This is a genomic window from Methanobrevibacter gottschalkii DSM 11977, from assembly GCF_003814835.1.
GTDB lineage: Archaea > Methanobacteriota > Methanobacteria > Methanobacteriales > Methanobacteriaceae > Methanocatella > Methanocatella gottschalkii.
In genome coordinates, this window is sequence record NZ_RKRG01000004.1 from 1 (window position 1) to 16,378 (window position 16,378).

Sequence of the window (16,378 nt, forward strand, 5' to 3'; positions counted from 1 at the left end):
AATCAATAAAAAGAATCACATACACTACTTTTGTCGAAACAAAAGAAGAATTAATAAAATTATTTAAAAAAGAATATTATAAGATAATAAATAATGAATCATTCTTTAATAAATGGGTATCGAAATACATTCTTAAAAGTTAGGTTTTTAACTATAAAATATTTAATGATTCAGTATACATTTTCAAATCATTATAATAGACTTAAATTAAGCAAAACTTCAAGATTTTCCTCATCTTTTTTTAATATATCATTAAGACAATTGAAAGCCAAATCATATTCTTCTAAATATAAATAGCATGAACTAATCTCGTTTAATATTATAATATTATGAGGATCAACATCCAATACTTTTTTAAAACAATCCATTGCTTGTTCATAATTTTCTAACTCCATGCATGCCAATCCTTTTCTATAATAACAATGTACATCATCAGGATTATTTTTAAGAATTTCACTGAAACATCAAACGATTTCTCCTTTTCAAAAATATAAGCATAATAAAGCCCTTTAAATGACAAAGCCTCAGCATTATTCTTATCCAAAAACAATATTTTATCAACACATCTAATTGCTTTTTTATTTAAATAATTAGAGCCATATGTAATTGATTTATCAATATAATAATTAACTATTCTATCCTTAAACATGAAAAATCCCCTATCCATTAAATTAATCCTATTTATTAAATATTTCATTGAAAATATTCTATAATCTTCATTAATTATAAAAAATATATGATTCAAATCAATGCCTTTAAAATAGTTAATAATAAAAATATCTGCAACATATCTATTTTTGATAATTAAAACAACATTAACATTGTTTAATTAATTTTTTGACATCAGTTTTCATATTTTCAATCATTTTTTTTGGGAAATTTGGGTATTTTTCCAAATATTCATCATATACCTTTAATGCATCCTCATATTTCCCCATTACCTCCAATGACTCGCCATAATAACTATAATACGATTCAATTACACCCCAACCATCAAAATATGTTTTAGAAATCTCATCAAAACCCTGTAAAGAATGTTCAAAATCACCAACATAAGCTAATAAATTATATTTTATTGATTTTGAAACAATACAATCGGCATTAATATTTAAAGCCAATTCAATATATTTTAATGCATCATCATACATTTCTTGATTTCTATAAACAATAGCCATTTGTAATAATGCATTATCTTCATTAGGATTTTTTTCAATTATTTTATTTAAAATATTTAATGATTCATCATACATTTCCAAAACATCATAATAAAGACTTAAACTAAGTAATAGTTCAGGATTTTCCATATCCTCTTTTAATACATCATTAATGGAATTAAAAGCTAAATCATATTCTTCCAAATACAAATAACATGAACTAATGTACCTTAAAACTATTGGATGATGAGGATCAACATCCAATACTTTTTTAAAACAATTGATTGCTTGTTCATACTTTTCTAACTCCATGCATGCCAAGCCTTTTCTATAATAACAATGTACATCATCAGGATTATTTTTAAGGATTTCACTGAAACATTCAAACGATTTCTCCTTTTCAAAAAGAAAAGCATAATAAAGCCCTTTAAATGACAAAGCCCTAGCATTATTCTTATCCAAAAACAATATTTTATCAACACAATCAATTGCTTTTTTATTTAAATGATTATGACCATATTCCATCGATTTATCAATATAATAATTAACTATCCTATCCTTAAACATGAAAATCCACCTATCCCTTATCTTTTTCTAGTTCATATAAAAATAAATTTATTAATAAGTTTACAGTTTCAATTGATTCAAAATACAAAGACAAAGCAAATAATTCTTTAATATTAGATTTTACAAACTTTAATACTTCACCTTTACTTTTCGCATCTTTATAATTTTTATATAACTTTTTTAAATATTTACCCACTTCTTCAGCTGAACCCATATCATCTGCTCATTGGAACTACGAGTATTTAGTGAGAATAGTATTTAATGAATGGTATTTCCTACTTGATAACCATTTGCATTTAATTTTATTCTTGTAGTTATTTCTGTCACAATATTCTTTCTTCTTAAATAAATTACACTAATCCTTAACATTATATGGTTGTCACATTATAAGAAACTTTATAACCTATTTAATCTTTCAGTTTTATCTTTTTTTAAATCTGAATCATTTTCAAAAATTTTAAAAACTTCATCGTATGCTAAAATTAATTCATCTACTTTATTTAGATTTTCAAGTGCGTCAAATTTTAAATTCCATGTCAATTCACAATCATTTTCAATTTTTAAAATTTCATTGGACAAACATAAAACATCATCCCATTTTCTTAAATCACTTAAAATTAGCAATTTCAACTTTAAAAAATCAATACCCTCTGAACATGAATTTAATCCTTTATTAATGACAACTAATGCATCATCAAACCTTTTTTTTATGGCGTAAAATTTCAGCATAAAGATTCAATGATAAACAATAGTTAGGATCTATTTTTAAAGCAGATTCACAATATTTTAATGATTCATCAAATTTATTTTGATTATAAAGAGACAGGGATAAATTATACAAACACAATACATTATTTTTATCTAATTCTAAACATTTATTAGAATAAAAAATTGCTCCATCATATTTTTCCATTGCATTAAGAATAACACTTTTTGTAAGATAAAGATAAGAATCTTTTGGATTAATTTTTAAAGCAATATCAATAGCAGACAACGCTTCATCGTATTTGCCCATTTCATAAAAAATCAATCCTTTGTACAACCAACTATCTTCTTGTCCATCATATCTATTTATACTTTCATCAATACAGTATAATGCATCATCAAATCTGTCGTTACGGGAAAAAAGTACTCCTATTAATAACCATATATAATATTCATCTGGAGATTGTGATTTAACCATTGAAAATAACTTATCAAAATTACTTAAATCATCAGATTTATTTAAAACATAGCATTTAAAATAATAAGCCCATAAATTAGTTGAATCATCTTGCAACACCTTATCAAAACATTTCATTGCAATTTTATCCTTTCCTTGAATAGATAATATATTTCCTTTTTGAACTAATAATTCATTATAATCATATCTTTCATCAAGTAGTAAATCATCAATTATAACCAATAATTCATCCAATGTTCCTAATTTATCATGAATCTCTATCAAATAGATAAAACAAGAATGACCTTGTAATTTTTCTTTAATAATTTATAAAAAATATCTGATGCATTATCATAATCTCCATTTTTTAAAAATCTCCTAGCATCACGAAATTTCCATTTATTATAAAAATTAAATATATTATTAAAAATTCTTATTTTACTACTCAAAATAAAACCTCCTGACAATAACTTATTTTTGGAAGCTCACCATCTAAAATTCTAATATTCAACATATATCCTATTTATTTTCCAATTGAAATACATTTAATCATTTTATGGATTACTTTTTGAGTATCCCTAGAAATTTACCATCAGGTAACTTTTAAAGCAACATCAATTCCCTACATTAAAATTCCCAATTCTTAAAATTACTCCATTAAACATTACTATTCATCATTGATGTATATTCTATACTTTAAATGACTATAATCTTCTCCATTAAAAAAAATACAATAATAGATAATTCAAATAATTAGAAATATTAAATAGTTTCATCATGGATTTTTCATATTATATTTATTTAAAAATAATGGAATTTTACTATTTTCCCCAAAAATTAAATAAAACATACTATCAAAAAATCATTTTTAAAGTCTTATTTGTTCTATAGTATTCAGCCATTTCATTTAAACCATATGTTCCAAGTAAATCTGCAATAATCATTACATAAAGAAACACAAACCGGATCAATATGGAACTAACTCACATCAAACTTACTTAATCAACTTTAAGGCATCTTCCTTCATATTTTCAATCATTTCTTTTGGGAAATTTGGGTATTTTTCCAAATATTCATCATATAAATTTAATGCATCCTCATATTTCCCCATTACCTCCAATGCACCTCCATAATAAATATAATACAATTCCATTACACCCCAACCATCAAAACATGTTTTAGAAATCTCATCAAAACCCTGTAAAGAATGTTCAAAATCACCAACATGAGCTAATAAATTATATTTTATTGATTTTAAAACAATACTATCGACATTAATATTTAAAGCCAATTCAATATATTTTAATGCATCATCATACATTTCTTGATTTTCATAAACAGTAGCCATTTGTAATAATGCATCATTATCATTAGGATTTTTTTCTATTATTTTATTTAAAATATTTAATGATTCATCATACATTTCCAAAGCATCATAATAAAGACTTAAACTAAGTAATAGTTCAGGATTTTCCCCATCATCTTTTAATACATCATTAATGGAATTAAAAACTAAATCATATTCTCCCAAATACAAATAACATGAACTAATGTACCTTAAAACTATTGGATGATGGGGATCAACATCCAATACTTTTTTAAAACAATCCACTGCTTGTTCATATTCTATTAACTCCATACATGCCAATCCTTTTCTATAATAACAATGTACATCATCATGATTATTTTTAAGAATTTCACTGAAACATTCAAACGATTTCTCCTTTTCAAAAAGAAAAGCATAATAAAGCCCTTTAAATGACAAAGCCCTAGCATTATTCTTATCAAAGAACAATATTTTATCAACACATCTAATTGCTTTTTTATTTAAATGATTATGACCATATTCCATCGATTTATCAATATAATAATTAACTATCCTATCCTTAAACATGAAAAATCCACCTATCCCTTATCTTTTTCTATTTCATATAAAAACAAATTTATTAATAAATTTACAGTTTCAATTGATTCAAAATACAAAGACAAAGCAAATAATTCTTTAATATTAGATTTTACAAACTTTAATACTTCACCTTTACTTTTCGCATCTTTATAATTTTTATATAATTCTTTTAAATATTTACCAACTTCTTCAGCTGAACCAAGATTATCCATATCCTTTGGACCTTTTCCACTAGGAATAGGTCCTATTTTTATTTTAAAATTTATATTATCCTTATTAACATTAGAATTATATCTTTTATACTTATTATTAAAATTTCTATTATTTTTAAGTTGTGAAATAATATAATCATCTGATGATTTACCATCTAATACTAATTTAGGAGGATTTATTATATTTGCAGGATAAGTATTTTCATAAATTGGAATATCAGGATAATCCTTATAATATGGATTAAATAAGCTTGCAAAGTTCATCCATACTTCATTAACCTGTTCAGGGAATAAAAACATGATAATTGGCAATGATATTAACATGATTGGAGCAATTGAAATTTCCCCAAACAATAATCCAATTTCAGATCCTTCAATTAAAGCTGATCCAATTCCACTCATTTCTAAACCAATGAATTCGACCTCCCCAATTAACGTTGCAGATATTACTCCAATACCAAAAATATTTTTTAAATCATTGAATTCTCTGCCCATATTATTTAATAGATTATTTCCATATTTCCATGCATTTTCTGTTATGTTATCATGATAACATGGCATTGTCCCAAGTAAACCATAATAACTGAAATAGTCCCGAACAATTCCAGTCTTCAAATCTAAAAACAACAAAGTATTACCGTCATTCTCACATTTAATAAATATATATCCGTTACTTGTAAAAATTTCCATTGTTTCATTATTAAAATAACTTTCAATTAAACCAAGAGTAACACTACCTATTGTCGTATCATTCCAAATATTATTACCGACCAACTGCTCCACCAGACTGAAACTGAAACTTGTTGCAAAATTAAACTTCCAAACATCACTAATATTTCCTATCGCTTCCCGACCCATTCCATGATCAGACTCCCCAGTAACATATAAACAATTATAATCATTACACAAAGAAACACAAACAGGACTAATACGAGACCAAGTCACATTAAATTTAATTGCAGATTCATCAGCCACACGGTCATTTTCATAAATCACTAACAAAGAAGTTAAAAAAGTACCATAAGCGGCTTTCATCAAACCTGGAGCATATAATTCTTTTTGATTTAACCAAAATTGCAAATCATCATTAGTTAAATTATCTTTAACAATTGCAAAACTGCGCATACCTTCATAACCAATACTAATATTATTTTCATCTTCAATATCAGTGTAATAAATATTACTTATACGATGAGCATAACTAGATGGAGGCTTTAAAAGTTTATGAACTCCATTATAATCAAAGTTAATATCTGGAGTCATATCACCATGAAAATCAATAGTCATATCAATAAAATCAATGAAAAAACCTTTATAATTTTTAACAAAATTTAAATCAGAGTCTGTTAAATCATAATATAATTTAATATAATTTAAAAATCTATTATAAACAGAATTATAATCTCTAAAATCAATATTAGCTGCTTTTGCAAAACTGAAATAATAACCATTAGGTGCCCAAACACCTTCTTTCGTACTGGCAAAAACAGTATCCAGCAACTTAATAGCTTCAAAAACATTTGTGGAATAATTATTTTTAAATTTTTGATAAAAAAGATTGTGGATATTAATTTCATCTAAGATTTCACCATTAACTATTACATAAATTTTACCAGTAAATAATCCTGTTTCAGACCAGCAAAATGTAATCCAAGAAGCATTATTGCTGAATGGAATCTGATAAGTCTTATTTACAAAATAATTATTTTCAAAATCCCATGCAGAAGAAAATAGCATTATATCAATTGTAACCTTTTTATTAAAAGAGTTTAGTATTTTTACATTGTCAAAAATAGACATGACAGTGATATTTTCATGGTTTTTAAATAAATCATTTAATTCAAAATCAACAAAAGATTTACCCTCATGCAAATATGAAATATTGGATTTTTTAGCTCCATCCCCATTAAATACTCCAATAAAAGATTTTAAATTATTTGGAATATAACCTTTATATGACAAATCATTTCCTATATTATTATAAGTTAAATCAACATAAAATTTAGCTCTTTCAATATTGTTATTTTCATTTATTTTATAAGAAGATGAAAATAAATGTGCAACCATCCAAGAGTTCATAATTACATTTCCAGTAGCATTATAAATGTTAGCAAGAATAGAACGATTAATAGAAATTTTAGGAGTGTTTTCACCCCACCAATTATCATTAATTACATAATCACTGTTTGCTTCTGAGTAAAAATCATATTGAGAATTATCACATAATCTATTCAAGTAACATGAATCATTATACGATAAAAGAGAGGTATCTAAAACAAAACCACATAATATATTATCATGAATATTATTAAAAGCATAAGTATTATTAACTGAGACTCTTAAAAATACTCCATGATTATTATTTTTAAATTCATTGTGAGTTACATGAGAATTAGATGAAACAACATACAATCCAGCATTAAAATTAGAAACATTGTTAGAATCAATACTTACATTTGAACAGATAACATACAATCCAATACCATTTAAATTGTTTTTATTGGTTATTCTATTATTAACAATAGAAATATTATTTGAAGTAATATTTGTAACAACGATTCCACCAGCACCCGTATCAGAATTTAATGAAATATTATTATTAAAAACCATTAGATTATCTGATTTTCTAATAGCAACACCAGACATGAAATTTAAAAATTTATCTGAATCAATAGAATTATAAGCAACCAAAGTATTTTTATCATCATCTATTTCTATAGATTTAACCACATTGATAAATTGATTATTAATTACAGAAACATTATCTGCATGATAAATAACAACACCATGCTCCGAATCTTTAATTTTAAATCCATAAATAACACTATTACTTCCACCACCAGTAATTCCAATAACTGGACGGGAAGGATCCCTACTTGTTAAAGTAGCATTAATCCCAATCATAGTAACGAATTTATTAACAGTTAATGGTTCATTGTATAAACCTTCACTAATTTTAATTATATCACCATTATGGGTATTTGAATCATCAATTGCTGATTGGATTGTTGTAAATCCTCTTCCTGAATTCAAATTACCTATTTTTTCAAAAATATAATTACAAGTTTTTGTTTCGCTTTTATGACCATTAAAATCAATTGAATAAAATTTTAATAATGTTGTCCTTGAAATATTCAATAAATTTTCATACAATTTAAAATTGGATTCATCTAACGAATAATAAATTTTAGGATTGGCATCAAGATTATCCCAACTGGACAAATTAACAATAATAGAAGAATCATATAAGTCTGAACCAAAATTACTCCAAACAACAGGACAATTATTGTCAATCAAATAATGTTCATGGAAAATACTCCCACTACCATTACTATAATATAAATCATAGATCCCATTTGTTAAAATAAATGATACTGATTTATCAGATTGACTCCAACTATCATTATTCAAACAATACTTAATCAATTTAGCATTATTGATATTTAATGATAAATTTAAATATGACTTATTGTAAAATCCCCCATCATAATTCACAGTTGGATTGAATGATATTACATTAACATTAATCTTTTTACTAATACTTGCATATGGACTTTTAGTAAATGAAACAATCACATTGTATAATCCCGGTTTTTCATCAATTTTGATTTTGGCTCTACCCTTATTATCACTAACAACATTTATAATTTTATCATTAATTTTAAAAGTGATTGTTTGCCCATTTAGAAATTTATTATTTTTAGTGTCTTTTAAAGTAGCATATAAATAAGAATTATCTTCCCCATAATTACATGTTAAATCATTTACTGTTAAACTTGTAGGGATACTTTTAACTGTTACTGTTATTGTTTTTTTTGCTTGTAACATAATTAGCATTTGTAAATGAGATGGCTGTAGGGTATGTTTTTGGTTTTGCAGTAATTGTTAGACACGCAACTCCTTTAGAATTCGTTTTCTTAATATATTTTTTACCACTGAAATTAAAAACAACTGTTTTATTAACAATTGATTTGCCTTTTTTATTTTTTAGTGTTGCTTTTAATTTATTGTTTGTATCACCATATGTAAAAACAAGATTATTGGCTGTTAATGTTGTTGGCATTGCTTTTACTGTAACTTTTGCTGTTTTACTGCTGCTTTTATAACCACTTGCTTTGAAAGAAAATTTCACCGAATAGGTTCCAGGCCCTTTTTTAACATCCCAACTAACACAACCTTTGGAATCAGTTGTACGAGAGTAAGTTTTACCAGAATAAGTAACAGTGATCTTTTTTCCAGATAAAACTTTACCATTTGAATTTTTCAAATAAGCTTTAACACTTGTACCATCTTGAAAATATTTAGTTATATCTTTTGCAGTAATCGATGTTTTAACTGTAGATTTAACTTTTTTCACAACATTACCGGAATAAACATCTGTAAAGTTAATATCTGATGAATTAACAACATTATTATCAATATAATAGTTATCTGATGAAACTTCAATAGTATCCGAGCACAATTCTCCTACTTGACAATCAACACTTAAAGTATCATTTTCAACTACATTATCTGAAACTGCACAAACACAGTCCAAACAAATAAAAAAACAAAAAGTCAACAATAAAACTGCTTTATAAAACTTCTTCACATCAACACACCTCTATTAAATAGCATATATACCAACTAATTCATCATTAATTTTATACAATTTCATTTAAAATTTATCAATATTGCTTAATACAAAATTAATTATATGTTTTATAAATTATAATTTAAATTTATTACTACAACTAACACTATCAAAAAAATCGGAAAATAATAAAATTAATTAATACATTAAAATAAATAAAAAAATAAATAAATCTTGGGAGACAATTAACATGAGAAAACCTTATGTTATACTGATTGGAAGTGCATCAGGAATTGGAAAATCAACTATTTCTGCTGAACTTGCAAAAGCATTAAATATAAAACATTTAATTGAAAGTGATTTTATAAGAGCCGTTGTTCGCGGTATTATTGGTAAAGAATATGCTCCTGCTCTTCACAGCTCATCTTATGATGCATACAAACATATTAGAAATAAAAGCAGATACGACAGTTATGATGAACTTGTATCTGCCGGATTTGATGATCACGCATCATATGTAATTCCTGCTCTGGAAAAGATTATTCAAAGAGCAATTACCGATTATGATGATATCATTATTGAAGGAGTTCATCTCGTTCCAGGATTAATAAATATAGAACAGTTTAGAGATGAAGCAAATATTTATTTTTTCATTTTAATTTCTGATGAAGAGTCTCATAAAGAAAGATTTGTTAAAAGAGCTATTCAGATCCACAGAGGTGGAAAACAGCTAGATTTCTTTAAAGAGAATAGAATCATACATGACCACTTATTGACTCAAGCTCAAAATAATAATGTTACCATCATAGATACAGAATCCATTGAATCAAGTTTAGAGGGAATCTTATCCATAATAAATAAATCATGCACAACAATCAAATTAATTAACACAATTGATGAATTAGAAGATGTTGTTGATATCATAAGCAATAAAAACAACGGTACTCTTGAAAAAATTACATATAACATTAAAGGATTTAAAGAACCATTAATTAGAAATATTGATGTTTACGATACAAAATCCGCAAATAGATTTATAAATAGTATTAATGAAAATAAAGATAAAAAAGAATACTTATCACAATTATACGAATTATCTGAATTCAGAGAGGCCAGAATTTGCGCTTCAAATCAAGATAACTTAGATAAAATCATAAAAGAATTACAAAATAAAGGATATGTTTTAGATGAATGAAATGGAAATTAATGAAATGATTATAAAATGTCCTGCTTGCTCTGTTGAAGGTGTTGCCAAATCAATAATGAAAGAAATCGAAATACCTCATTTTGGAAAAGTTTTAGAAACAACAATACAATGTCCTGATTGCGGATTTAAACATAGCGACATTATAGCCTTAGAGCAAAATGATCCTGCCAGATATGTTATTGAAATAAATAAAAACAATTTATCCGTCAGAGTTGTTAGATCACAGTCAGCAACTGTTTTAATCCCCGAACTTGGTGTTAAAGTAGAACCTGGTCCAAAATCTGAAGGGTATGTAACAAATGTTGAAGGTATCCTCACTCGTTTTGAAGATGCAGTTAAAAAAGCTTTAAACTTATTTGATGATGATGCTTCACAAGAAAACGGAACAAATACTCTTAAAGAAATACAAAATCTTAAAAAAGGAAACGGAACTGCAACTTTAATTATTTTAGATCCATTTGGTCAAAGTAATGTTGTAAGTGATAATGTTGAAATTTCCGAAATTCCTGAAAATGAATTAAATACATTAAAAACAGGTTTTAGTCATATAGAAGAATAAAGAAGAATTATTCTTCTTCGTCTTCTTCACTAGGTGCTGTGAAGCTGAATGTATCTTCCTCTACAACATCTTTTAATTTTAATGTTTTTTGCACATCCATAGCCAATGCATTACAATCTGCTTTAATAGCTTCCAAATGTAATAAAATTCTTTCTTTTTCCTGGTTTATCCTTTCAATGTTAGTGTAAGGGTAAGTAGATTCTTTAAGCATTTCGTATTCAACAGTGGTGTATGGATAATCATTTAATTGTTTACATACATTTTTTAAAACATCACCTAAAAATTTGTTCATTTCTACTTTTACTCTTTCTCTAATCATTTTGTCATCATCAAGATTTTCTTTCATTAAACGAACAACTTCTGCTTTAGCGAAAGGCAATTTTTCCCCATCTTCATCAATGAATTCTTCTGAAGTTTCTTCCATCATTTCTTCTTCAGACATAATTACACCTCTTGTGTTTTATTTATAATATTGATTCATCAAATTATTTTTTAAAAAAAATATCCGTTTACCAATATGTAATATAGTATTTATCATAAGTTTTATTTAAAAGTTTTGTTTAAATTAAATAAATGAAGCAGTATATAGCCATTTATATAATCAGCATATAAAATAATTAGTTATAAAATTAATAATTTTGATAGTTGCATAACTTTGAAAATACAATCAAAAAAATAATAAAAAGTAGCTTAAAAGCTACTTTAAATTTACCTTTTTCTAAAAATATCACCTCCTCCAAAAATCATAGAAACAATTACAGAAATAGATAGTAATTCTATGAAATTTGCAGTAGAATGTTTTTCAAGACAATAAACTGGCTGTTTGATATTTTCAGCTTTAACAACATTACTTTTAGTAAAATTATCAGTTAAATCATTTATAATTTTATCTGAAGTATTAGCAATAATTTTAACTAAAGCCGAATCATGATTATTATTCAAATCATTATCAAAAGTATCACTTACAACAGAAGCAGTATTTTTAAAGATTCCTTCAGACAACGCTTCAAATTCCATGCGTAATTTTTCCTCACCACCAGCTGCAAGTTTATCTATTGACCAAACATTACTGTAAGCATTAAATTCACCAGCTGACATCTTAAATGATTTCAGATGTAAAGATTTAGGGAATTCTTCACTAACTTTAACATTTACCGCATCATCAGGACCATTGTTATTTACATTAATATTGTAAGTAAGTATTTGTCCAATTTCATATGCATGTTTAGAAACTGTTTTTGTAATTGACAAATCAGCTGCAGGCCCAACATGAACAGTATCCTCAGCTTCATTGTTTGACAAATCGGGATCGTCTTCACTACAATATACAGCGGCTACATTAGTAATATCTCCTGTTTTAATGATTCTTGTAACTATATCTAATGTTTTTGAATTACCAACACCTAAATCACCAACATACCAAATACCCTCTTCATAATCACCATTTGCACTAATAAATTCTAAAGAATCAGGTAAAATATCTTCAACAACAACATCAGTTGCATCATTAAAACCATTATTTGAAACTATCAGTGTCCATTTTATCAAATCTTTATAATTAGCATTTGAAACATTGACAAATTTTTCAATTGAAAGATCTGAGACTGGCAATACATTAATTGACTCATTATAATGATTATCTGACAGGTTAATGTCAAATTCATTTGCTATTGCAGACACATCATTTACAATAATGCCCAATTGCCCGACATGACAACTAATATTTAGATATTCACTATCACCTGCATTTAGATAATCTAAGAACCAAACACCGTTTTGGTAAACACCACAAGTTGAAACATAGTCTTTAAATATTAAACCTTCTGGCAATTCATCAGTTACTCTAATATTAGTTGCCCTATCCGGACCTTTGTTTGTAACTTCAATAATCCAAGTTATAATATCTCCAAAGTAAGGATTTTTACTATCAACTTGTTTTATGACTGAAATGTCCGATGCAGGTGGAACAATAATAGATTCATTGTCTAGATTATTGTCCAGATTAGGATCATATTCTATTCCTGAGATTTTAGCAATATTTGTAATATTTCCTGTTCTGTTGACTTTACATATTAACTCCAAAGTTTCAGTTTTTCCTTTTTCAAGACAACACACAACCCATACGCCATCATCGTAAAATCCTTTACTTGCCGTGTAGTTAAGAAGCATTAATCCTTTAGGAAGAATATCCTGAACTGTAACCCCATTAACTTTGTTGGGACCATTATTATATGCAGTGAGAGTCCATTTAACTATTTCACCATAATTAGCATCACTTACATTAACTGTTTTTAAAATAGACAAATCTCCTGATTTAATAACAAATATAGTTTTATTAGCTACATTATTTGATAAATCAATATCATGTTCACGAGATGTCACAGAAACATTATTTGTAATATTTCCAGTTTGATTAACTTGTGAGACAATATTAAGTTCAATTGTTTTGCCTTTGTTTAAAGTTCCAATATTCCAAATTCCAGTTTTCGGATTATATTTTCCAAGAGAGTCATCTTCAATCCAAATTAATGAATCTGAAAAAATATCTGTTACTTTTACATCATGGGCAACATCAGGACCGGAATTAGAAACTGTTAATGTCCAGATAACCGAATCACCATAGTTTGGAGTGGTGATATTGACCTTCTTAATTATTGCCAAATCAACAGTAGGAGGTACGTTGATTTCTTTTTCATCATGATTATTGTCTAAATTAATATCATATTCATTTCCAGTTACATTAGCTTTGTTTACAATTTTTCCAGTAGCATTAACTTTAGTCATTATATTTAAAACTATAGTTTCACCAACTTTTAAAGATCCTATTGTTAAAACACCAGTTTTTGGATTATATGCTCCATTACTGTCATCATTTACCCAAATTAATCCTTCAGGAAGTACATCATATACTACAACACCGGTTGAATCATTTGGACCATTGTTTGTAATATTCAATGTCCAGATGACTGTGTCTTTATAAGCAATTGAGTTTCCATTACTTGATTTTAAGATTTTATTATCAGTTTTTGGAAGAACATTGAATACGGTTGTATTGGCAATTGCTTTGTAGTAATTATCTTCAAAATGTTTTGCGGTAACATAATACTTTCCAGGCTTTAAATTATCCAGCTTACCAGATACTGCACCTAGATAGTTAGTGTTTAAAGAGTTATTGTATACAATAGTTCCATCTTCATGTCTTACCATCATCAATACCCTCACATTATATTCACGGTCATCCTGATATAACTTACCGCTGGTAGTTGCTCCTAAAACTGGGTGTTCCCCATCAATTTCAATTTTATTATTGCTGGCTGCATTATAAATTGCATTTGATACTTTTAAATTATCAAAATCTGCAATGTTATTCCCTCCATAAATTACTGATTTGATGTTTTCTGACTCCCCATAATAGATATCATGAGCAAAAATCGGTAACCTGTAAACCCAAGCCTGATTTTGATATAATGTATTATTTACCAGTTTAAATTCAAGACCATTTCTATCAAAGTAAATTGCACTTCCATTTCTTGCAGTATTTAGTTTAAACTCATTATTCTGAGCAAGCACTTTTGTACTGTTTACATAAATAGCTCCACCTAATCCATCATTTAATTTTTTAACATCAGGTATTGCTTCATTTGATATGAATTTTGAATTCTTAACTGTAGTGTCTTTACCTTTGATAAATACAGCACCACCATCAATATTTGCAATATTTCTGTTAAATTTAGAATTTATGATTTTAACATTTGTTGCATTGATATTAACAGCACCACCATACTCAGATGCATAATTATCATCAAATGTGGATTCTTCAATTTTTATATTTAACCCATCCAATTTAACCGCACCACCTAAAGGAGCTTTATTTCCTTTAAAAATACTGTTTGTAATATTTAAATTCATGAAATTCAGGTAATTCATCATAATAGCTACAGCACCACCATATTTAGTGGCGGTATTATTAATCAGAGTACAATTATTTAAATTGCCAGATGCATGATATGTCAAAGCAGCACCCCAATCCGCACTATTATTAATAAAAATACAGTTATAATAGGAAGAACCATTTCTAACACATCCTGCTCCTGCATGACCTAAGCCAGTAGAGGATATAGCTTTATTATTAATAAATCTGCAATTTCTAACATTACCATAAGACGGTTCCGTATCCAATCCTATCTGAATAGCACCGCCATAACATTCGCCATATCCTTTAACGTAATTTGAACTAAAAGCACAATTCTCAATTAAAAAATCATGTCCGAATATTCCTAAAGCTCCAGCGGCAATTCCTGCACCATTATTTGTGAAATTACAATTTTTAATTAACATACCTTGTGTAGCTATTGCCCTATATGGAGTATGTATTGCTCCCGAACTTAAATTTGCATAATTATTTTCAAAAACACACTTGTCAAATGCAATTGATTTAGCTGAAATTACAATAGCACCGCCTTTACTATCAGAATATCCATTTACAAATCTCAGATTCGATAATTTAGATTGTGTTGCTCCTGTAAATATTTTTAAAATTGTTGTTGAATTTTTACCATCTAAAATTGCTTGGGATGGTGAAGTGATTGTTAATTTCTTTGACATAGAAATGGTATCATCACCTTTTGAAACAAATTTACCGCTTAATTTTATTGTATCTCCTGCACTTGATTTATCAATAGCATTTTGAATATCCCTAAAAGTACCTCCGTTTACTGAATAAGTTTTTGCTTTTAATGCGGGATTTTGATTAGTATCCGACATTGATTTATTTTTCTGAGAATTTTCTAGTTTATCTTCAACATTTACACCAGACCCCAATTTATCACTCTCGTTTAAATCTGCAGCATATGAATGCTCAATGCTAACTCCAAGAGAAGTAAAGATTAGACAAACAAAGATTAATGAAATGAGGAAAGGTTTGCCAATAACTATCTTTTGAATTTTGTTTAACATTTTCTAACCTCTATCGAGGACATTATCACCATTAATTAACAAAAGTTATTAATCAGCAATTAAACTTCTTATTTCAAGTTCT

At 26.9% G+C, this 16,378-nt stretch carries 13 protein-coding genes; 2 read left to right on the forward strand and 11 right to left on the reverse strand.

Annotated elements, in window-relative coordinates; genetic code table 11:
* Positions 1–191 precede the first annotated feature (191 nt).
* The 9 genes from EDC42_RS08330 to EDC42_RS08370 form a co-directional block, all read right to left on the reverse strand.
* Positions 192–395: a tetratricopeptide repeat protein gene (locus tag EDC42_RS08330; protein WP_069575516.1), complete on the reverse strand. Its 204-nt coding sequence runs from the start codon at positions 393–395 to the stop codon at positions 192–194.
* Positions 386–649 (reverse strand): hypothetical protein, encoded by a 264-nt coding sequence (locus EDC42_RS08335; protein ID WP_069575515.1) that lies wholly within the window; start codon positions 647–649, stop codon positions 386–388. The genes EDC42_RS08330 and EDC42_RS08335 overlap by 10 nt, the downstream gene beginning before the upstream one ends.
* A 166-nt stretch (positions 650–815) precedes the next feature.
* Entirely contained in the window at positions 816–1,721 is a 906-nt protein-coding gene (locus EDC42_RS08340; protein ID WP_069575514.1) for a tetratricopeptide repeat protein, read from the reverse strand.
* 10 nt (positions 1,722–1,731) lie between these two features.
* Positions 1,732–1,935, reverse strand: a complete 204-nt coding sequence (locus EDC42_RS08345; RefSeq protein ID WP_069575513.1) for a hypothetical protein — start codon at positions 1,933–1,935, stop codon at positions 1,732–1,734.
* Positions 1,936–2,117: 182 nt separating this feature from the next.
* Positions 2,118–2,450, reverse strand: coding sequence for a hypothetical protein (locus tag EDC42_RS08350; protein ID WP_069575512.1), 333 nt, complete (start codon positions 2,448–2,450; stop codon positions 2,118–2,120).
* On the reverse strand, positions 2,416–3,168 hold the full coding sequence (locus EDC42_RS08355; RefSeq protein ID WP_069575511.1) for a tetratricopeptide repeat protein: 753 nt from the start codon (positions 3,166–3,168) through the stop codon (positions 2,416–2,418). The genes EDC42_RS08350 and EDC42_RS08355 overlap by 35 nt, the downstream gene beginning before the upstream one ends.
* Before the next feature lie 709 nt (positions 3,169–3,877).
* Positions 3,878–4,777, reverse strand: coding sequence for a tetratricopeptide repeat protein (locus EDC42_RS08360; protein WP_069575510.1), 900 nt, complete (start codon positions 4,775–4,777; stop codon positions 3,878–3,880).
* An 11-nt stretch (positions 4,778–4,788) separates the two neighbouring features.
* Positions 4,789–8,829 carry a right-handed parallel beta-helix repeat-containing protein gene (locus EDC42_RS08365; RefSeq protein ID WP_069575509.1) on the reverse strand — a complete coding sequence of 1,347 codons (4,041 nt, stop codon included), beginning with the start codon at positions 8,827–8,829 and terminating at the stop codon, positions 4,789–4,791.
* Entirely contained in the window at positions 8,792–9,592 is an 801-nt protein-coding gene (locus EDC42_RS08370; protein ID WP_069575508.1) for a carboxypeptidase-like regulatory domain-containing protein, read from the reverse strand. The genes EDC42_RS08365 and EDC42_RS08370 overlap by 38 nt, the downstream gene beginning before the upstream one ends.
* A gap of 232 nt (positions 9,593–9,824) precedes the next feature.
* On the opposite strand from EDC42_RS08370, the gene EDC42_RS08375 reads away from it, so the two are divergent.
* Together EDC42_RS08375 and EDC42_RS08380 are read left to right on the forward strand one after the other, a co-directional pair.
* Positions 9,825–10,769: a 3H domain-containing protein gene (locus EDC42_RS08375; RefSeq protein WP_069575507.1), complete on the forward strand. Its 945-nt coding sequence runs from the start codon at positions 9,825–9,827 to the stop codon at positions 10,767–10,769.
* 1 nt (position 10,770) lies between these two features.
* On the forward strand, positions 10,771–11,340 hold the full coding sequence (locus EDC42_RS08380) for a ZPR1 zinc finger domain-containing protein (RefSeq protein WP_245988591.1): 570 nt from the start codon (positions 10,771–10,773) through the stop codon (positions 11,338–11,340).
* A 7-nt stretch (positions 11,341–11,347) separates the two neighbouring features.
* On the opposite strand, the gene EDC42_RS08385 is transcribed toward EDC42_RS08380, so the two are convergent.
* Positions 11,348–11,782, reverse strand: coding sequence for a hypothetical protein (locus EDC42_RS08385; RefSeq protein ID WP_069575505.1), 435 nt, complete (start codon positions 11,780–11,782; stop codon positions 11,348–11,350).
* A 266-nt stretch (positions 11,783–12,048) separates the two neighbouring features.
* A complete protein-coding gene (locus tag EDC42_RS08390; protein WP_069575504.1) occupies positions 12,049–16,296 on the reverse strand; it encodes a DUF11 domain-containing protein in 4,248 nt (1,415 codons plus the stop codon).
* Positions 16,297–16,378: the final 82 nt, after the last annotated feature.